The following is an 18,383-nucleotide window of genomic DNA, read 5'->3' on the forward strand; positions in this document are numbered from 1 at the left end:
GTCAATTTCTTGACGCAACTCTTGTGGGACTATCAGCTTGCAACGTACAGAGATAATCTGGCTCATGGGCTTATTGTAGCTCATCCAGGCTTTGACTAGCAGGCGGGCTTTCCTCCCGGCACCAAGCCTGCGGCTATGGTGCGGGCCTCCAGCCCGAAAATAGGTGAACGAACGGTTCGAGCGGATATTAGTTTCTTGAAGGATCGCTTTCAAGCCCCCATCAAAGTCAGCCGTGAAAAAGGGTATCACTACACTGATCGGGAATGGCGCTTGCCGACGATACCCCTCACTAAGGGGGAGCTGTTTGCCCTGACTTTGGGAGCGAGAATGCTGGAAGCCTACGCCGGATCGGCCTATGCCCCGCAGTTGCGCTCGGCAATTGGGCGGTTGGCGCAACGGCTTCCAGAGCAGGAGTGGCTGGATCTCCAGCAGCTAGCCGATGAGCGGCTCATCTTTCGGGCAGGGGCAGAAACCCATCTGGATTGGGAGATTTGGCAGCGGTTGGAGGATGCCTGTCGGGAGAAAAGACGAGTGTGGATGCGCTATCGCACCGCCAGCCGAGGCGATCAAGTGTCGGAACGGGAGTTGGATCCCTATCTCTTGCACATCTACCGCGGCACCAATCCCTACGTGATTGGCTGGTGCCACAAAAGACAAGAAGTGCGCTGGTTCCGGGTAGATCGGATCCTGGCTCTCAAAACCCTGCCGGAAACTTTTGAGATCGACCCGACTTTCGATCCCAAAGCCCATCTGGCGATGATTTTTCAGCATGAGGCGGGCGGGATCCCTCGCCAGGTAAGAATTTGGTTTGACGCCCAAACGGCACCCTTCATTCGGGAGCGGCGCTGGCATCCGACCCAGGTCATTGAAGAAAACCCAGACGGATCCCTGATTCTGCGCATAACCGTGCGGGGGATGAATGATGTAAAGCGCTGGGTGCTGGGCTACGGCAGAGGAGCCAGAGTGCTGGAGCCTCCGGATTTGGTGGACATGATGCGGCAAGAGATCTGCGAGATGAGCCGGCAGTACGTTGACGAGGAGCCCTAGCGATGAGCAAGTCCCGATTTTGGGCCAAGACCGGACAGGGACAGTTGCGAGAAGATGGCCGACCTCTGTACCATCCCGTCCTCTGCCACCTAGCCGATACGGCAGCTGTGGCCATGGAGATCGTGCAAACCTACCTTAGCCCCCTTGCTCGTCAGCAGCTCTCAGTAGGATTGGGGCTGGAAGGGGATCCCTTAGCTCGCTTTTGCGGGTTCATGGCAGGGTGTCACGACCTAGGCAAAGTCAGTCCTGCCTTTCAATTTCAAGTGAGCGAGGTGGGAAAAGCGCTGGTGGGATCCCGTCTCTACGACCTGTGGCGCAGCTATCCCAACACTGGCCAAGCAGCCCCTCATGGAACGGTTACCGCCGCAACCTTGCCCGGCTTTCTGGAAGAGCTGGGGCTGCCCAAGAAACTGGCCCAAAAATTGTCAGCTATTGTCGGCGGTCATCATGGCTTTTTCCCGGGACTTCAGGATATTCAAAGTCTCTCCCCCGACGATGTCGGTCGAGGGGAGTGGATCCCATTTCGTCGAGAGATCTTCCAGCAACTACAAGATTTTGTTGGGCTGAAGAGGGAGGGGATCCCTGCCCGCTGCAGCAATTCCGCCGCCATGATCTTGGCCGGCCTGGCAACCGTTGCCGACTGGATTGCCTCGAATACGGAGAGTTTTCCCTACGCCAACGACGAGCCCTTCGAGACCTACGCTCAAGGAATAGCCGAAAAGGCCCAACAAGCCCTGAAAGCCCAGGGTTGGATTGCGCCCCCCACAGACAGCCCTCTTACTTTTCAGGCTCTCTTTGACTTCATCAGCGAGCCGCGACCGCTGCAATTGGCAGCCATTAACCTGAAGGACAGGCTGGCTCCACCCTGCTTGGTCATTGTCGAGGCCGCCATGGGAGAGGGCAAAACCGAAGCTGCGCTCTACCTGGCCGACCACCTGCAGCATCAAGCCGGAGCCGGTGGCTTTTACATCGGCCTGCCTACCCAGGCAACCAGCAACGCCATGTTCGAGCGCGTCAAGTCATTTTTGCAAAAGCGCTATCCCGATGCCATCGTAAACCTAACCCTCAGCCATGGGGCAGCAGCTCTCAAAGAAGATTACCTGGACACCGTCTGTCGCCTGGATCAGGTTTATGACCAGGAGGGCAAAGGCGTTTTTGCCAGCGAGTGGCACACTGCCCGCAAGCGGACGCTGCTCAGCCCTTACGGGGTGGGCACCCTTGATCAGGCTCTGATGGGAGCAGTACGGGCCCGCCACCAGTTTGTCCGCCTGTTTGGTCTGGCAGGCCGCATCATCATCCTGGACGAGATCCACGCCTACGACCTCTACACCAGCACTCTCCTGGAGCGATTTTTGGAGTGGGCAGCCGTTTTGGGATCCCCCGTGATCGCCCTCTCGGCCACCTTGCCCGCCGGTACCCGCCAACGATTGCTGGCTGCCTATGCCAGAGGCTGTGGACAGCCCCCGCCCGACTCACCTAATGCCCCTTACCCTCGCATCACAGCCCTAGCTTCTGGAGCGGCCCTAGCTCAGTCTTTTGCTCCTTCCGAGCATGTGCGCCGTCAATTGGGGATCCGCTGGGTCAGGGATGACCAGTGGCCCGCAGAACTCTCGCAAGTGCTTTCCAAAGGGGGCGGGTGCGTTGCTGTTATCTGCTCAACGGTAGATCGCGCCCAGTGGGTGTTTCAGCATCTCCAGAAGTATTTTCCGCCGGAAGAATTGGGCCTGTTTCACGGGCGCTTTTTATTCAAAGATCGAGAGCAGATTGAGAAGCAATGCCTGGAGAGATTCGGCAAAAATGGACATCTCCGTCCCTCTCGTTTTGTTTTGGTGGCAACCCAGGTCATTGAGCAAAGCTTGGATGTGGATTTTGACTTAATGATCAGCGATCCCGCTCCCATTGATCTTCTCCTACAGCGCTCTGGGCGGCTCCACCGCCATCCGCGGGACAAGCGACCACCTGAGCTATCTGCTCCCTACTTGTGGATAGTGGAACCAGAGCTAGCCGAGGAGGGCAAGGCTAATTTTCGGGAGAGCAGCTCTATCTACGATCGGCACATTCTCCTACGCAGTTGGCTGGCTCTAAGAGAGCGTTGCAACGTGCAATTGCCTGAAGAAATCGACGACCTAATCGAATCGGTATATGACTTGGAGATGCCTATCCCCGAAGCATTGGAAACCGTTCATGCTCAAGATTGGCGAGAGTCTTTGGAAAAGTACAAAGTTGAAGAAGAGGATGCTAAAAGATCTCGAGCTAATGAAGTAAAGATCCCACCGCCAAATGCTGATGTGAGGCCCGAACAGTTTACCTACCTAAAAAAAGAGGATGACGAAAGCACTATCGCTGCCGTTACCAGACTTGGGCAGCCTTCGGTGGCGACAATTTTCTTGCAACAAGGGAAGACCGGTTTAGTCTTTCCCGGCTCTCACGATCCAGTGGATCTAGAAACTGAGCCCAGCCTGCCGATGATTCGTAGGCTACTGGCCCACAGTGTTCGCATTGCTTCCCGCCAGGAGCTTGTAAAGGAGCTGCTGAGGCGGGAAAACCCCAAAACTTGGACATCTGCTTTGCTGCGTAACTGTCGCTACGTTGTCTTGAACGCCGAAGGCTGGGCTCAAGTTGGCAAATGGCGACTGCGGTTGGATCCTAACCTAGGGATCACCATCGAGAAGATGAACAGCTAACGTTAGGGAGGAGCTCATGGAAACTCAGTCCTTTAATCTCACCAAAGAAAAGTGGATCCCTGTACTCGATCCCGATTTTCGAATCCAAGAGTTGTCTTTAGTTGAGTTATTTAGAGAGTGGGAAAGCCTGAAAGAGATGCGAGGAGATAATCCGCCTACTACTTTAGCTCTCTACCGTTTTCTACTGGCAATAATGCACCGAGCCTATCTTGGACCAAAAGATACGGATCACTGGAAGGAAATCTTTCAAGACAATGGAAAGGTTGTCCCCACACCCGTGGGGGTGAACCGCCCGTCTTTTGCCGTGCTGTCAGTGGGGGAAAGCCGTTGTCCCCACACCCGTGGGGGTGAACCGCTCCTCCAGGGCCTCTAGCGCTCTGTAAACACTGGTTGTCCCCACACCCGTGGGGGTGAACCGACTCGCCGTCCTCGATATCGAATTCTCTCGCAAGTTGTCCCCACACCCGTGGGGGTGAACCAATCTATGAGCCCCCTAGTAGTTCTCCTGCTGTACGTTGTCCCCACATCTGTGGGAGTAGCCGGCTAGACAATTAAGACAATCTCACATCTACCGGGATCCCTTGCCTAGGTGGGCGACACTGGGGCTAGGTCGCAGAAGCGCGATATCTAAGGAGGGGAGTATGAGCAGGAGCTTGCTGGAGCAGTTGCGAGAGATGACGGTGGTGGTGGCCGACACGGGGGATATCAACGCCATCGAGACCTTTAAGCCGCAGGATGCCACCACCAATCCCTCTTTGATTACAGCAGCCGCCCAAATGCCCCAGTACCAGGGCATTGTCGATGAGACCTTGCTCAAGGCCCGCCAAGACCTGGGATCCAAAGCCGACACCAAAGCCGTGGTGGCCCACGCCATCGACCAACTGGCGGTGGCCTTTGGCGTGCGCATTTTGTCCATCATCCCCGGTCGGGTTTCGACGGAGGTGGACGCCCGGCTCTCCTACGACACAGCAGCCACCGTGGCCAAGGCCCGCCATCTCATCGAGCTCTACAAGGCGGCAGGGGCGGATCCCAAGCGGGTGCTCATTAAGATTGCGGCTACTTGGGAAGGGATCCGCGCCGCCGAGATCCTGGAAAAAGAAGGGATCCACTGCAACCTGACTTTGATGTTTGGCCTGCACCAGGCCATTGCCTGCGCCGAAGCGGGGGTAACCCTCATCTCGCCCTTTGTGGGCCGCATCCTGGATTGGTACAAAAAACACACAGGCCGGGAGAGCTACCCGCCCGCCGAAGATCCAGGCGTGCAGTCGGTAACCCAGATCTACAACTATCTGCGCAAATACGATTACCCAACGGAAGTGATGGGGGCCAGCTTCCGCAACATTGGCGAGATCATCGAGCTGGCCGGCTGCGATCTCCTAACCATCTCGCCGGCTTTGTTGGCGGAGCTGCAAAACACCGAGGGCCACCTGGAGCGCAAGCTGGATCCGGAAAAAGCTAAGAAAATGGATATTCCCCGCCTGGTGATGGATCGGGCCACCTTCGACCAGATGCACCGGGAAAACCGCATGGCCTCGGAAAAACTAGAAGAAGGGATCCAGGGCTTCTCCAAGGCGCTGGAGGTGCTGGAAAAACTGCTCACCGAGCGGCTGCAGAAGCTGGAGGGCGCCAAGGAAACGATTACCCACGCCGCCCAGGATGTCTTCCGCATCTACGACCTGGATGGGGATGGCTTCATCACCCGCGAGGAGTGGATGGGAGCAGATCGCGTCTTCGATGCCCTCGACACTAACCAAGATGGCAAAATTACTCCCGAAGAAATGCTGGTCGGACTGGGGGCAGCCGTTTATCTGAGAAATTAGCCAGGCAAGCAAGCCCTATGGGCGAGAGCTTTCGCCGCTTTGGAGACGCAGTAGCCGCCCTGGAGGCCCAGGCCCGCCGCTGGATTGCCCAGTATCTGCAGGGGATCCCTTACGATCCGCCGCCGGGGCCGGCGGCCAGACAAGTGCTGCACTGGATCGAGACCGACTTGCTCCCTCGGCTGCAGCAAACCCCCCAGGAGCTGAGGCATCTCCTGCACGGGCTCAACGGCGGCTATGTGCCCAGCGGCCCTTCCGGTGCCCCCACCCGGGGCCGGGTGGAGGTGTTGCCCACCGGGCGCAACTTCTACTCGGTGGATATCCGCGCCATCCCTACCCCCACCGCCTGGCAGGTTGGCTCGCTGGCTGCCGAGCGGCTGGTGGAGCGCTACGTGCAAGAGCAGGGGGAATATCCCCGCCACCTGGGCCTATCCGTTTGGGGCACCTCTACCCTGCGCACCGGCGGCGACGACTGGGCCGAGGCGCTGGCGCTCTTGGGAGTCAGGCCCCGCTGGGAGGGGGGACGGGTGGTGGATATTGAGATTTTGCCCGTGGCGGTTTTGGGCCGGCCCCGCGTGGATGTAACCCTGCGCATTTCTGGGTTCTTTCGCGATGCTTTTCCCAACCTGATTGCCCTCTTCGACCGCGCCGTGCAGGCCGTGGCCGCCCTGGAGGAGCCGGAAAGCGACAACCCCCTGCGGGCCCAGGTGCTGGCCGATACCCAGTACTGGCAGGAGCAAGGGATCCCGCCTTCAGAAGCGGCAAAGCAAGCGCGGCTGCGCATCTTTGGCTCCAAGCCGGGGGCCTACGGAGCCGGCCTGCAGGGGCTGATCGAGGCGCAAAACTGGGAAACGGAAGCGGATCTGGCCCGCGCCTACCTCAACTGGAGCAGCTACGCCTACCGGGCCGAGGGCGAAGGAGAGCCGGCCCCCGCAGCCCTGCGGCGGCAACTGGCCCGCCTGCAAATTGTCCTGCACAACCAAGACAACCGCGAGCACGATCTCCTTGACTCGGACGACTACTACCAGTTTCAGGGAGGCATGGTGGCAGCGGTGCGGGCGCTCCAGGGCCGCAACCCCCAGATCTACTTCGGGGATCACGCCCGTCCCCACAACCCCAAGATCCGCACCCTGGCCGAAGAAATCGACCGCGTCTACCGCGCCCGCGTCGTCAACCCCAAGTGGATTGCCGGCGTGATGCGCCACGGCTACAAAGGCGCCTTCGAGATGGCCGCCACCCTGGACTACCTCTTCGCCTACGACGTCACCACCCACGCCGTGCCGGACTTTATGTACGCTGGCCTGGCCCGCGCCTACTTGCTGGATCCCCGGGTGCAGCAGTTTTTGCGCAACCACAACCCTTGGGCGCTGCGGGACATGAGCGAGCGGCTGCTGGAAGCCCACCAGCGGGGCTACTGGCAAGAGCAGGCGCCGGAGCTGGTGCCCCACCTAGAAGCCCTGATGCTGGAGACGGAAGCCCGCCTGGAGGCTACCCAGGGATCCCTGGCGGGGGAAGGTTAAGTTCGGCTAAGATGCTCTCAGCAAACCAGACGCGGAGGGATCCCGATCCATGAGCAAAGCCAAGCTGTTGCGAGAGATTCTGGGGCCCCTGCTGGAAGATTACCGCTACTGGTTTGAGCGCTCTCGTCGCTTTTTGCAAGAAGAAACTTTAGAATTCATCAGCCCAGAGGCGCAGCAGGCCCTCCTGGAGCGGGTTTTGGCTGCCCAAGCGGAGCTCCAGGCAGCGGAAGCCCTCTATCAGTTGTCGGATAATGAAGTTGGCGTTGACCCGGCCCTGATGGCAAAATGGCATCGCCTGCTGATGGAGTGCGCCGAGCTGGGCCGTCGCTTTCGCCAAATTCACCCCTCCTCCGACTCATCTGACCCGTGATGCTGCAGATCCTCTACCTCATCGCTTTTGTGGCCATTGCCTTTGTAGCCCTGCGCAACCTGGTGGCCAACGTGGTTACTCTGAGCAAAGAAGAGCGCAAGGCCTCGCCACGTCGAGGCCGCCGGCAGGTGCCCCACCCAGAGCTGTTGGATGAAGAAGGCAACCTGACGGAAGAGCCCTTGCTGGTCATTCGCTCGGCCAGCTTGGAAGAGGCCCGCAGCCGCCTGGAGGATCTCTACTCTGGCTCTCCCGACGAGGACTAAAAAAGGGAGTTCAAGAGCGGCGCAGGAGCTCCCCCTTTCTCGGTGTCGGCCCGAGTCAGGTGTGGGGGTGAGCAGCCTTTCCTGGATGAAGTTGCAGTAAAACATTTGGCGCCGAGAACTATCCCCAACTCCCCTCTCCCTCAGGGAGAGGGGCCAGGGGTGAGGGCAGCGGCGCGGGGCGCTTGGGTAGGCAGCAAGGTATCTTAATCTTGTCTGAGACAACTGCAGTCAATCTGGTTCTTCACCCAGTGGCCTCTGGAGCTGGCCTGCAGCGTTTGCGCAAACGTCACCAATGGGATCCGATTCCAGTTCCGATTTCGAGGTGGCAGCCGTCCTGGAGGCGGTGCTGAGCAAGCTGAAGGTTTTGGCGGAGACGGGACAGACCTTTGGCCAGCCGATTACCATTGGCGACACAACGATTGTCCCCTACGTGTCGCTCTACTTTGGCGTTGGGGGAGGAGGGGGCCATTTTGGCAAAACGGCCAGCGGCTTTCGCAGCAACGGACGGGATCCGGCCAGCCTGTTTGGCGGAGCGGGGGGCGGGGTGCGCATCGAGCCGGTGGGCTTTTTGGTGATCCGGGGGGAGCGGGTGGAGCTGCTAACCACGGCCCAAAAGCCCAGCCAGTGGAGCCAGCTTGGCGAGACTATAGTTCCCCTGCTGCAGCAGTGGTTGCAAAGCCGGGCCGACAACTCCTCATCCTCAAATGACCAGCCAAATGACTAGCCGCGAATGAAGAGGCGGGATCCCTGGGGGGAGGGCTGCACGTCGATGCGGTGGGGAAAGGCCTCTTGCAGGCTGGGGATGTGGGTGATCACCAGGATGCAGGCAAAGTCGGAGGCAATGGCGTTGATGGCCGCCAGCAACTGGGCCCGCCCGGTGGCGTCCTGGGATCCAAACCCCTCGTCGATGATCAACGTTTGCAGGTCGGATCCCGAGCGCTGGGTAAGCAGGCGGGAAAGAGCCAGGCGGATGGCGAAGTTGATGCGGAAAGCCTCTCCCCCAGAGTAGGTCTCGTAGGGACGGGTGCCGCGGGGATCGGCGATGAGGATGTCGAGGGTCTCGATCAGCTTCTCCGAGCGCCGCCCCGAGCGCTGGGTTACAAAGCGCAGATGGAGGCGGTGTTGGGTGAGGCGGCCCAGGATCTGGTTGGCCTGGGCCTCTAGCTCTGGCAGGACATTTTCGATGATCAGGGCGGGAATGCCGTTGCGGCCGTAGGCGTTGGCCAGCTCCTGGTACACCTGCTGCTGGCGGCGGGCCTGCTGCAGTTGTCGCTCCAGCTCCGTCCGCTCCGCCTGCTGTTCAAGAGCCTGCTGCAGCCGCTGTCGGGCCGCCCCGATTTGAGAAAGCACCAGATCCAGCTCTTGCCGGTTCTCCTGCAGAGCTTGGCGGATCCCTTCTAGATGAGCCGGGGAAACATCGGGGTGCTCGGCCAGTTGTCGCTGCAGCGCTTCCAGCTCTTGGGCAGCCTGGGCAAAGTGTTGCCGGCTTTCCTGCAGGCGTTGGGACAGGGCCTGGCTGCGGGCTGTGGCTTCCGGCAGCTCCTGGCGGGCCATCTGGAGGGCTTGCAGGCGGGCCGGCCACAGTTGCGCCTGGGCCAGTTCTGCTTTTACCTGCTGGTGCAGGGATCCGTCGTAGCCGACCTGGTGCAGCGCCTGCTCGATCTGGGCCAGGCGTTCTGCCAGCGGCGAGTCAGGGGATCCCGCCTGTTGCAGGGCCTCCAGTTGCGCTTGCAGGGAGGCGATTTGCTCGCCTAGGCGGGCGCGGCGCTCCTGGGCTTTGCGCAGCTCGTGGGAGCGGCCCAGGGCCCAGCGCCAGCGCTCCACCTCTCCCCGTTGCAAGGCATGTTCCCGCTCGTCATAGCCCAGCTGCTGCAGGGCCTGTTGGATCTGGGCAAGCTGCTGCCGCGCCTCTTGGGCATAAGCTTCTTGGCTGAGGATCTGCTCCAGTTCTGCGGCTTCTGCCCGCCGCGCCTCCAGTTGCCGCTGCCGCTCCTGCTCAGCCTCCCACTGCTGTTGCAGGCGCCCCTGAAGGTGCAGGCGCTCGTCCCAGGTGGCCAACTCTTGGCCAAGACGCTGGGCTTCTTCCTGCAGCAGCCCGATCTCCCGGTCGGCCACCGCCAATTGCTCGCGGATTACAAACAGCTCGCCAGCAATTTCCTCTTGCCGCTGGCGGTGTTTCTTCAGCACCACTGCCCTCAAGGACGGGCTGAGCGGACGGGCACAGAGAGGGCAAACCCAAATTGGGGCGGTCGGCACTTTGGTGGGCGGTGCTGGCATGGACTCGGCAGGCTGCTCTGAGAAGAGGGGGTCTGCGGTTACTTCGGATCCCGGTTCTGCAGCTCCCTCGGCAATGGCCTTCGCCCCCGTCAAAGCATGGGTGGGACGGCACCGGCCAGAGTCTGGATCCGAAGGGCCCAAGTGATCCGGGCGATCCAGATCTTCTAGCTCTGCAGGATCCAAGCGCTCGGCGTGGAGGGACTCCGCTCCGCTATCGCCAACAGGAAACTCTTCCCAAGGAGCCTCTAGCAGGCGGCAGCGTTCCTCCTCCTGTTGCCACTGGTGCTGGAGAACCCGCTGCCGCTCCTGCAGCTTCTGCACAAAGAGGCGGCGCTCCTGGATTTTTTCCAACACCTGCTGCTGGTAGAGGCGCTGCCGCTCCAGCTCGGCCAGGGCTGCAGCGCTGGCGGCAATTTTCTGGGCCAGGTGCTGCTGCTGTTGGGCCAGGGTTTCCTGGCTTTGCAGGTGCTCCTGGAGGAACTGGAGGCGGGCTTGCAGACGTTCTCCCTCGCGGCGGATCTCCTCCTCCCAGTGCCGTTGTTGCTCCAGGAGGGCAGCGGCTTGGGCCTGGGCCTCGTTTAAGCTTTGCAGGCGCTCCTGGGCTTGCCGGTAGTGGTGGAGGGCGTTTTCGATGCGCTCTCGTTCGGCCAGCACCTGGGCATCGGCCTGGGCTTGGGCCTGGCAGGCGGCCAATTCCTGTTGCAGCCGCTGCATTCTGCGCAGTTGCTGCTGTTGTTGCTCGGCCTGTTGGGCCTGCAGCTTTTGGCGTTCTTGGAGCAGGTATTGCTGTTGCTCGAAGAGGTGGTGAAGATGGCGATCCTGGGCCATCAGGGTTTGATAGCGTTCGTAGCCCGCCAGGATCTCCTCGCTTTGGGCAATCAGCTCTTGCAACTGGAGCAGGTGCTGTCGTTGAGCTCGCCATTGCTGTTCGGTGTGGTGCAGGTTGACGCTGAGCTTGTTCAGGTGCTGGGCAAGCTGCTGGTGGCGCTCCTCCAGGGTGTGGCGATGTTCATAGGCGCGTTCTAGGGCCTGTAATTCCTGCTGCTGTTGGGCCAGGAGCTGTTGCAGATGGATTTGCCGCTGTTGAAGCTGCTCCAGTTCGGCTTGCATCTGCTCGATAGAGACCTGGTGTTGATCCAGCTTGTGCAGGCGCTCTTGGAGCAGGTCGGCTTTGAGCTTGGCGCTGCGGGCCTGTTCGCGGCAACGCTCCGCCAGCAGATCGTACTGCCCCAGCTTGAGCATGTCGGCCAAGATCTGCTTGCGCTCGCCGGGACGCTTCAGGGTAAAGGCATCGGCCTGCCCCTGCCGCAGGTAGGCCGAGTGAACAAAGGTATCGTAGTCGAGGCCGAGCTGATTTTGGATGGCCTGTTGGGTGGCACGCAGGCCGCGGCGGGTGAGGCTGCGCCAACGGGCTTGGCCGTCGCTTTCTCCAGTTTGAATTTGCCACTCCAGGGATCCTTCCCCCGCGAGGTGGCGACTGCGCAGGACGCGGTAGGTTTGCCCCCGCGAGCGGTAGACCACCTCCACCCAGGTTTCGCTGGCCCCCTTGCGGATGAGATCGCTGTCGTTGCTGGCCCGGCTCTGTCCCCAGAGGCCCCAGGTAAGGGCGTCGAGCAAAGCCGATTTGCCCGCCCCGTTGGGGCCGCAAATGCAAGCGGTGTGGATCCCGCGCAGATCCAAAACCGCCTGAGAGTAGCAGAGAAAATTGTGTAAGGTCAGGCGAACTGGGATCACAAGGGCGGCTCTGGTCGCTGCAAAGCAATGGCGATGAGCCATTTGCTCCAGTTTATGAAGTTATTGGCTAGATCCCAAGTTTTGCCACAGCCAGAAAACGGTTGTCCCACCGCCCTGAGCCCACCAGGGAAACTGGCACTGCTGCTGAGGCGGAGCAACCCGAAGGAGCAAGTGCGGTTGCGGAACCAGTAACTAAGAGTTCCTAGGCTTACTGCTGGGCCGGAGCAAGCTATAGCTAGGGGGAGTACGTCCATCTGCCCTCCTCGCCAGCCGGGATCCCGGGAGACAGCCATCCAGAACCTAGTTGGCCCACTGCGGAGCGAGGGGGATGTTAGAACGGGGAAGGCGGAACACCAGATGGCGGAGTGATGGAGCTATGAAGGAAGACTGGGCAAAACGGTTGCGCAACAGTTTAGTTGCCGTGGTGGCCGTGCTCCTGGCGGCAGGCTTGTTTTTAGCCAATCAAGCTCGTCAGGCTGGCACCAGCTTGGCTGACTTGGCTGCAGAGGCAGTGTCCTGGGAGGAAGCGCAGGCCAACGGCAAGCCTTCTCTGGTGGAGTTTTACGCCGATTGGTGCACCACCTGCCGAGCGATGGCACCTCTCCTGGCCAGCCTGAAGAAAGAATTTGCCGATCAGGTGAACTTCGTCATGCTGAACGTGGACAACCCCAAGTGGCTGCCGGAGTTGAGCCGCTACCGGGTGAACGGGATCCCTCACTTTCTCTTTTTGGATGGTCAAGGGGAAGTGCTGGGATTTGCCATCGGAGAGCAGCCTGCCGCCATTTTGCGGGGCAATGTGTTGGCTCTGGCAACTGGGCAGCCCCTGCAGTTGACCAATGCCGGACAGGTGTCTGAGTTGGATCGGGGCAGGCCTGTCCTCCCGCATCAGGCGGATCCGCGCAGCCATGGATAGAGACCTAGGAGCTCCCAGTTGTCGGGCTTGAGGCTCCCAACTGTCCCTCTAAGCCGCCCACTGGTCTTGCCAGTTAACCGCTCCCTGAGTTGCGCCCGCCCCCCTCTCCCACGCCGCTGAGGACGGATGTTCTCCACCGGGAAAACCAGCGCCTACCTCTTCCAGGTGGGGGAGTCCCCGCGGTTGAGGATCGCCAAGCAGCGACTGTCTCGGCAGCGTCGAGGTAAGGCCAAACTTCTTCGGTTAGGCTTGGGCAGCCTGCAGCCGCAGGTGCTGAACTAGAGCCTGTAGGCCCAATAGGTAGCTGTGGGCTCCAAATCCACTGATTTGGCCGATGGCTACAGCAGCAATGTAGGAGTGTTGCCGGAAAGGTTCGCGGCGATAGATATTGCTCAGGTGAACTTCCACCGTGGGCAGCCCTACGGCAGCAATGGCATCCCGCAGAGCGATGCTGGTGTGGGTGTAGGCGCCAGGGTTGATGAGGATGCCGGAGTGCTGCTGGCGAGCCCGGTGAATGGCATCGACCAACACCCCCTCATGGTTAGACTGCAGGATCTCCAGCTTTGCCCCAAGAACTTCTGCCTGCTGGTGGAGCGCCCGATCGATCTGTTCTAAGGACACCGAGCCGTAGATGCCTACTTCTCGCACCCCCAGCAAGTTGAGGTTGGGGCCGTGCAGAACCAGAAGGCTTAGGAGCTCGCCAGCGGAAGCAATGGCAGTCGGATTAACGACGACGATGGGATCCATTTTCTACGGGAATGGGAGCAGGTTGGGGCTGAGGACTTCCCAGAAGAGTATCAATCACACGTTCCACCCATTCGCGGATCTTTTCGAGAACTTTTTCTACCCAATCCATCCGACCTGCCTCGTAGGAGTTACAGAGCCATCAACGGAGCTTGACCAATGGATCTCCATGATAGCGCTTTTTCCCGACAAGCGTGGAAATGCCATCGGACTAGTAAAGGGCGCTCAGGAGCACGATATCCACGACCAGGAGGGCACCTGCAAAGGCCAGCAGGCTGCGCACAATTTGACGCTCTTGTTTGGAGCGATGGGATCCGCCAAGGCGGAGCCAGCGGAGAGAGTTGGGGAGGCGGTACAGCATAGCAACAGTCGATGGGATCCTAACTTAGGAGCGCCAATGCCCCAAGGTGATCATGCCCCATTCTGTGAGCTTCGGATCCCGGCGGACTTCCCCACGCTGGGGGGGAATACCAGCGTGGCTATGGGGACCAATTCCTTTTAGAGTGGGGGTTAGGCCATTTTTGTTGTCGATGACCACTCCTCTAACTCAAGCCGAAACCGTTTTTCAGCGTTGCTGGGATCACTGGCAAGCTCTGGCCAGCCGTCAGGATCTGCAGCCGGAGTTCAAAGCTTTATCCACTCTGCGCAAGCGTCTTGTCACTCGGGTGTTTTCCATTGCGGTGTTTGGTCTGGTCAACCGCGGCAAGTCGGCTGTCTTGAACGCCCTGACCGGCGAGGCCCGCTTGGAGGTAGGGCCCCTCAACGGGGTGACGCAACAGCCGCAATCGCTGCTGTGGCAGCCGGGGCCGGGGATCCCTTGGCAGGTACGGTTCATCGATACGCCCGGCTTGAACGAGATCAACGGAGAAGCCCGCGAACAGTTGGCCTGGGAGGTGGCCCGCGCCGCCGACTTGATCCTGTTTGTCATCGCCGCAGACCTGACCCAGTTGGAGTACCAGGCTCTGTTGGAGCTGCGCACCCTGCACAAGCCCATCCTGCTGGTGTTGAACAAGTGCGATCTCTATTCGGAAGCCGAGTTGCAGGCCATTCGCGCCCAGATCAGCCGCCACTTGGGCTGGGTGTTGCCGCAGGAGATCTTGACGGTGGCCGCCCGTCCCAAGCCCACTAAGGTGCGCACCCACTGGCCAGATGGCCGCATCACCTTGGAATGGGAGCGGCCCGCACCCCAGATCGAGGCCCTGCGAGGGCGCATTGTGGAAATTTTGCAGGCAGAGGCGGGATCCCTCTTGGCCCTCAATGTGCTGAAGCGGCTGGAGCACCTCCAGGCCCAGCTCTGGCAAAAGCAGTGGCAGCACCACGCCCGCTTTGTCGAGCAATGGGGCACGGCCTGCGCCCTCGGCAAGGGGATCGCGGTGGGCTTGGCGCCACTGGGGCTAGATCTGCTGTTGGCGCCGCTACTGGATGGGCTGTGGCTGTTGGGCCTGGGAATGCGGCTGCGCCTGCCCTGGGGATCCTTACGGGAGGCGCTGGGATCCGCCCAGGAGGGGCTGTGGCGACTGCTGCTGCTCAATGGGGCGCTGCTGCTTTTGGCCGAGGGGGTGAGCTCTTGGCTGTGGGGAGGCTGGAGCAACAGCCTCTTGCCGGGTCTGGTGGCGGGGGCGAGTTTGTACCGCTTGGGATCCCTGGCGCCACGGGTGTTGCTCCGGTTTGCCCCAGAGGGGTTCGGCCTAGGGGCCCTCTTGCGGGATCTCATCAGCAGCCAAGAGCTGGCTGAAAAGGCCTAGGGTTCCTCTTCCCGGCCATCCTGAGCCATTTCGGCGGCGTGGTAGGAGCTGCGCACCAGGGGCCCAGAGCGCACCTGGCGAAACCCCATCTGGAGGGCAATCTGGCCCAGCTCGACAAACTCCTCCGGCGTCCAGTAGCGCTGCACCGGGCGATGGGCCAGGGAAGGCTGCAGATACTGCCCCAGGGTGAGCCGGTCACAGCCTACCGCCAGCAGATCTCGAAAGGTTTCCAGCACTTCTGCGCGGGTCTCGCCGTGCCCCAGCATCAGGCCGGACTTGGTGGGCAGGCCGGGATCCAGCTCCTTCACCGTTCGCAAAACCCGCAACGACAGGTCGTAGCCAGAGCTGCGCCGCACCGCCTGCGACAGCCGGCGCACCGTTTCGATGTTGTGGTTGTAGCAGGTCGGTCGGGCCGCCACCACACGGGCAATGCAGTCGCGCTCCCCGCGAAAATCGGGGGTGAGCACCTCGATCTGGATCCCAGGGCAGCGCCGCCGAATCGCTTCCATCACCTCCACGAAGCGGCCGGATCCCTGGTCGGGCAGGTCGTCGCGAGCTACCGAGGTGAGCACCACATAGCGGAGCCCCAGCAGCTCAACGGCCTCAGCCACCTTTTCCGGCTCCTGCGGATCCAACGGCGCGGGCCGCCCGCTAGCCACCTGACAAAAGGAACAGGCGCGGGTACAGATCCCGCCCATCAGCAGGAAGGTGGCAGTCTTTTGGCTGTAGCATTCGGCCCGATTGGGACAGCGCCCCTCTTCGCAGATGGTGTGCAGGCCCCGCTGCTTGATCACCTGCTGCACTGCCGAGATATCGCTGGCCTTGCCGATAGAGCGCTTGACCCAACTGGGAAGAGAGCTAACAGGCATGGGAGGACGAGAAAGAAGAGATAGCGTCCATTGTGGCATGGACGCCTTCCAGATCGATCGCCCTTGGCCGGAAAAGGGCTAGGCCACCTGAGGAGAGGTTAGCATCTGGTTGACGATGCGCTGCACAATTTGAAAGCCAGTCGCCGCCTGCCAGCCCAGGATCCCCAAAATCACCAAATTCAGCAGGAGGTGGACATTGCGAGCCCAGGCCTTTTGGCCATCCTTCATCAGGGGCGCCAAAGCCGCAGAGCTAGCCACCAAGGCCACAATGCCCAATCCCGCCAGCAAGTGGGGGCCAACAAACAGCTTGCCGTTGTTGAGGTAGGTCACCCCCATGCCGCCCAGGGCCCCGAACACCATCAACAGCAAGAACAGGGATCCCGCAAGAAAGTGCCGCTGGCCAAACTTACCCTTGACGAGTTCTTTGCGCTCTTGTGCAGAAGCAGTGCGCAGCCGTCGCACCTGCAGGCCCAGGTAAAGAGCGTAGAGAGCTAGGGCAAAGGCGAAAATCATCAGCACAGGGTGAAAGAAGGGCAAAGCCAGCTTCAGCCATTGGGGAAGTTGAACGCTGTTCATAGGGATTGCGCAACGAAGAGGAGGCTGCCCCTAAATTAACACAAATTTAAAAAACTTCTGTCGCGGCACGGGCGCGTGTGGACTCCGGGAGTGGGAGCCCTATCTGCATCAGATGCTGGTAGAAATGGATTTGCCATTGGCAGCGGGCCAGATGATGGGCTTTGCGACTTGGGTAACGCTGCGGATCCCAATTCCAGTAGCAGTCTTCCAACCAGTCTTGCAAGAAGCCATCCCCAATTTCAGGGTAAGCAGTTGGAGCCTTGATCAGGAGGGGCTTTGTGGCGCTTTTCGGTAACCGTGGATCCCTTTTAGCTTTTTTCCGGTAGCTCGATTGCTGTTGCCTTTTCGGCCTTGCTGCCTGCCCTCTGGGCTTGGGTCGAGGGTGGAAACCGTCCTTGCGCACAAGGCGTTCTTCCTCCCTCCGTAAGCCTGGCCGAGGAGGGATCCCTTGGCGCGCCCCGATACCGTGATGTCTCCCCTTCGTCCGCTGCCACCCCCCGCCTCAAGATCCAAGCCACAGGGCATAATGGGCTAGCAACTTCTTTTGAACAGGGATCCGCAGCAGCATGGGACGGGCAAAGAAAGTGGTATTGGCCTATTCGGGGGGCGTCGATACTTCCGTCTGCATCCCCTATCTCAAGCACGAGTGGGGGGTGGAATCGGTGGTCACCCTGGCGGTGGACTTGGGTCAGGGGGCGGAGCTGGAGGCCATTCAAGCCAAGGCCCTGAGGGCCGGGGCCGAGCAATCCCTGGTGCGGGAGGCCGTCCAGACCCTGATTGCCGACTACGCCTTCCCCGCTATCCAGGCCAATGCCCTCTACGAGCAGCGCTACCCTCTCTCCACTGCCCTGGCCCGGCCCCTGATCGCCCAGCTGTTGGTGGAGGTGGCCGAAGAGGTGGGCGCCGACGCCGTGGCCCACGGCTGCACCGGCAAGGGCAATGACCAAGTCCGCTTCGACCTGGCCATCGCCGCCTTGAACCCCAAGCTCAAGGTGCTGGCCCCGGCGCGCGAGTGGGGCATGACCCGCGAGGAGACCATCGCCTACGGCGAGCGCTACGGCATCCCTATGCCAGTACAAAAATCCAGCCCCTACAGCATCGACCTCAACATCCTGGGCCGCAGCGTCGAAGCCGGGATCCTGGAGGACGCCGACCAAGAGCCGCCGGAGGAAGTCTACGCCCTCACCCGCTCTATTGCTCAAACCCCCGACGAGCCCGCCTACGTGGAGATCGCCTTTGAAGAGGGGATCCCGGTGGAGCTGGACGGGCAGCGCCTCGGCCCCAGAGCCCTCTTCGAGCGGCTCAACGCCTTGGCCGGCAGCCACGGTGTCGGTCGCATCGACATGATCGAGGATCGGCTGGTGGGGATCAAGTCGCGCGAGATCTACGAGTGCCCGGCCCTAACGGTGTTGATCCAGGCCCACCGCGAGCTGGAGAGCCTCACCCTCACTCGCGAGGTCCTCCACTACAAGTACGGCATCGAGACCACCTACAGCCAGTTGGTCTACAACGGCCTCTGGTACTCGCCGCTGCGGGAGGCCCTGGACGCCTTCATCCGCACCACCCAAAAAAGCGTTACCGGCGTGGTGCGGATGCGCCTGCACAAGGGCCAGGCGGTCTGCGTGGGCCGCCGCTCCCCTTACTCCCTCTACAACGCGGAGCTGGCCACCTACGGGGAAGGGGATCAATTCGACCACCGGGCTGCCGAAGGCTTCATCTACATCTGGGGCCTGCCTACCCGCACTTGGGCGCAGGTGCACCGCGGCAGTGGTGCTTGAACTCTACCGCCAGGCAATTTGTCCATCCGGGGTGCTGGTCAACCGG

General features: G+C 60.8%; 15 protein-coding genes and 1 pseudogene. 11 read left to right on the forward strand and 5 right to left on the reverse strand.

From position 1 onward, the window contains the following. Window positions 1–195 precede the first annotated feature (195 nt). The 8 genes and pseudogenes from NW855_RS01310 (at window position 196) to NW855_RS01345 (ending at window position 8,425) form a co-directional block, all read left to right on the forward strand. Window positions 196–1,047, forward strand: coding sequence for a helix-turn-helix transcriptional regulator (locus NW855_RS01310; RefSeq protein WP_228375428.1), 852 nt, complete (start codon window positions 196–198; stop codon window positions 1,045–1,047). A gap of 2 nt (window positions 1,048–1,049) precedes the next feature. Beyond that, entirely contained in the window at window positions 1,050–3,731 is a 2,682-nt protein-coding gene (cas3, locus tag NW855_RS01315; RefSeq protein ID WP_414402661.1) for a CRISPR-associated helicase Cas3', read from the forward strand. Between the two features lie 16 nt (window positions 3,732–3,747). Then, window positions 3,748–4,104, forward strand: coding sequence for a type I-E CRISPR-associated protein Cse1/CasA (gene casA, locus NW855_RS01320; RefSeq protein ID WP_414508270.1), 357 nt, complete (start codon window positions 3,748–3,750; stop codon window positions 4,102–4,104). 268 nt (window positions 4,105–4,372) lie between these two features. Next, window positions 4,373–5,551, forward strand: coding sequence for a transaldolase (locus NW855_RS01325; RefSeq protein WP_011429619.1), 1,179 nt, complete (start codon window positions 4,373–4,375; stop codon window positions 5,549–5,551). A gap of 26 nt (window positions 5,552–5,577) precedes the next feature. Next, a pseudogene (locus NW855_RS01330) lies at window positions 5,578–7,068 on the forward strand (cobaltochelatase subunit CobN); the annotation flags it as partial. Window positions 7,069–7,117: 49 nt separating this feature from the next. Then, window positions 7,118–7,438, forward strand: a complete 321-nt coding sequence (locus tag NW855_RS01335) for a DUF2605 domain-containing protein (protein ID WP_011429617.1) — start codon at window positions 7,118–7,120, stop codon at window positions 7,436–7,438. Then, window positions 7,438–7,701 (forward strand): DUF2973 domain-containing protein, encoded by a 264-nt coding sequence (locus NW855_RS01340; RefSeq protein WP_041438126.1) that lies wholly within the window; start codon window positions 7,438–7,440, stop codon window positions 7,699–7,701. Before NW855_RS01335 ends, NW855_RS01340 begins: the two co-directional genes overlap by 1 nt. Before the next feature lie 292 nt (window positions 7,702–7,993). Continuing rightward, window positions 7,994–8,425 carry a GerW family sporulation protein gene (locus NW855_RS01345; RefSeq protein ID WP_011429615.1) on the forward strand — a complete coding sequence of 144 codons (432 nt, stop codon included), beginning with the start codon at window positions 7,994–7,996 and terminating at the stop codon, window positions 8,423–8,425. Here the strand turns inward: NW855_RS01345 and NW855_RS01350 are convergent. Next, window positions 8,422–11,754 (reverse strand): AAA family ATPase, encoded by a 3,333-nt coding sequence (locus tag NW855_RS01350; RefSeq protein ID WP_414402662.1) that lies wholly within the window; start codon window positions 11,752–11,754, stop codon window positions 8,422–8,424. The two genes, NW855_RS01345 and NW855_RS01350, sit on opposite strands and share 4 nt — an antisense overlap. 334 nt (window positions 11,755–12,088) lie before the next feature. On the opposite strand from NW855_RS01350, the gene NW855_RS01355 reads away from it, so the two are divergent. Next, entirely contained in the window at window positions 12,089–12,625 is a 537-nt protein-coding gene (locus NW855_RS01355) for a thioredoxin domain-containing protein (protein ID WP_011429613.1), read from the forward strand. A 243-nt stretch (window positions 12,626–12,868) separates the two neighbouring features. Here the strand turns inward: NW855_RS01355 and aroQ are convergent, their stop codons facing one another. Next, on the reverse strand, window positions 12,869–13,372 hold the full coding sequence (gene aroQ, locus NW855_RS01360) for a type II 3-dehydroquinate dehydratase (protein ID WP_011429612.1): 504 nt from the start codon (window positions 13,370–13,372) through the stop codon (window positions 12,869–12,871). A gap of 208 nt (window positions 13,373–13,580) precedes the next feature. Next, entirely contained in the window at window positions 13,581–13,730 is a 150-nt protein-coding gene (locus NW855_RS01365) for a hypothetical protein (RefSeq protein WP_011429610.1), read from the reverse strand. A 169-nt stretch (window positions 13,731–13,899) separates the two neighbouring features. Between NW855_RS01365 and NW855_RS01370 the strand changes: the two genes are divergently transcribed. After that, complete coding sequence (locus NW855_RS01370) at window positions 13,900–15,114, forward strand: Era-like GTP-binding protein (protein ID WP_011429608.1); 1,215 nt, start codon at window positions 13,900–13,902, stop codon at window positions 15,112–15,114. On the opposite strand, the gene lipA is transcribed toward NW855_RS01370, so the two are convergent. Together lipA and NW855_RS01380 are read right to left on the reverse strand one after the other, a co-directional pair. Next, window positions 15,111–15,983 carry a lipoyl synthase gene (lipA, locus tag NW855_RS01375; RefSeq protein ID WP_011429607.1) on the reverse strand — a complete coding sequence of 291 codons (873 nt, stop codon included), beginning with the start codon at window positions 15,981–15,983 and terminating at the stop codon, window positions 15,111–15,113. The genes NW855_RS01370 and lipA overlap by 4 nt on opposite strands. 78 nt (window positions 15,984–16,061) lie before the next feature. Further along, window positions 16,062–16,559 carry a DUF4079 domain-containing protein gene (locus tag NW855_RS01380; RefSeq protein ID WP_414402663.1) on the reverse strand — a complete coding sequence of 166 codons (498 nt, stop codon included), beginning with the start codon at window positions 16,557–16,559 and terminating at the stop codon, window positions 16,062–16,064. A gap of 566 nt (window positions 16,560–17,125) precedes the next feature. Here NW855_RS01380 and NW855_RS01385 point away from each other — a divergent pair. Next, complete coding sequence (locus NW855_RS01385; protein WP_011429604.1) at window positions 17,126–18,337, forward strand: argininosuccinate synthase; 1,212 nt, start codon at window positions 17,126–17,128, stop codon at window positions 18,335–18,337. Window positions 18,338–18,383: the final 46 nt, after the last annotated feature.

This window comes from Synechococcus sp. RC10B2, from assembly GCF_047502635.1.

Excerpts from the sequence above, each read along its gene's own strand:
- NW855_RS01340 (WP_041438126.1), top strand. The coding sequence starts at position 7,438 with ATGCTGCAGATCCTCTACCTCATCGCTTTTGTGGCCATTGCCTTTGTA.
- NW855_RS01355 (WP_011429613.1), top strand. The coding sequence starts at position 12,089 with ATGAAGGAAGACTGGGCAAAACGGTTGCGCAACAGTTTAGTTGCCGTG.
- NW855_RS01350 (WP_414402662.1), bottom strand. The coding sequence starts at position 11,754 with ATGGCTCATCGCCATTGCTTTGCAGCGACCAGAGCCGCCCTTGTGATC.
- NW855_RS01345 (WP_011429615.1), top strand. The coding sequence starts at position 7,994 with ATGGGATCCGATTCCAGTTCCGATTTCGAGGTGGCAGCCGTCCTGGAG.
- NW855_RS01385 (WP_011429604.1), top strand. The coding sequence starts at position 17,126 with ATGGGACGGGCAAAGAAAGTGGTATTGGCCTATTCGGGGGGCGTCGAT.
- aroQ (WP_011429612.1), bottom strand. The coding sequence starts at position 13,372 with ATGGATCCCATCGTCGTCGTTAATCCGACTGCCATTGCTTCCGCTGGC.
- NW855_RS01325 (WP_011429619.1), top strand. The coding sequence starts at position 4,373 with ATGAGCAGGAGCTTGCTGGAGCAGTTGCGAGAGATGACGGTGGTGGTG.
- cas3 (WP_414402661.1), top strand. The coding sequence starts at position 1,050 with ATGAGCAAGTCCCGATTTTGGGCCAAGACCGGACAGGGACAGTTGCGA.
- NW855_RS01370 (WP_011429608.1), top strand. The coding sequence starts at position 13,900 with ATGACCACTCCTCTAACTCAAGCCGAAACCGTTTTTCAGCGTTGCTGG.
- NW855_RS01380 (WP_414402663.1), bottom strand. The coding sequence starts at position 16,559 with ATGAACAGCGTTCAACTTCCCCAATGGCTGAAGCTGGCTTTGCCCTTC.
- NW855_RS01365 (WP_011429610.1), bottom strand. The coding sequence starts at position 13,730 with ATGCTGTACCGCCTCCCCAACTCTCTCCGCTGGCTCCGCCTTGGCGGA.
- casA (WP_414508270.1), top strand. The coding sequence starts at position 3,748 with ATGGAAACTCAGTCCTTTAATCTCACCAAAGAAAAGTGGATCCCTGTA.
- lipA (WP_011429607.1), bottom strand. The coding sequence starts at position 15,983 with ATGCCTGTTAGCTCTCTTCCCAGTTGGGTCAAGCGCTCTATCGGCAAG.
- NW855_RS01335 (WP_011429617.1), top strand. The coding sequence starts at position 7,118 with ATGAGCAAAGCCAAGCTGTTGCGAGAGATTCTGGGGCCCCTGCTGGAA.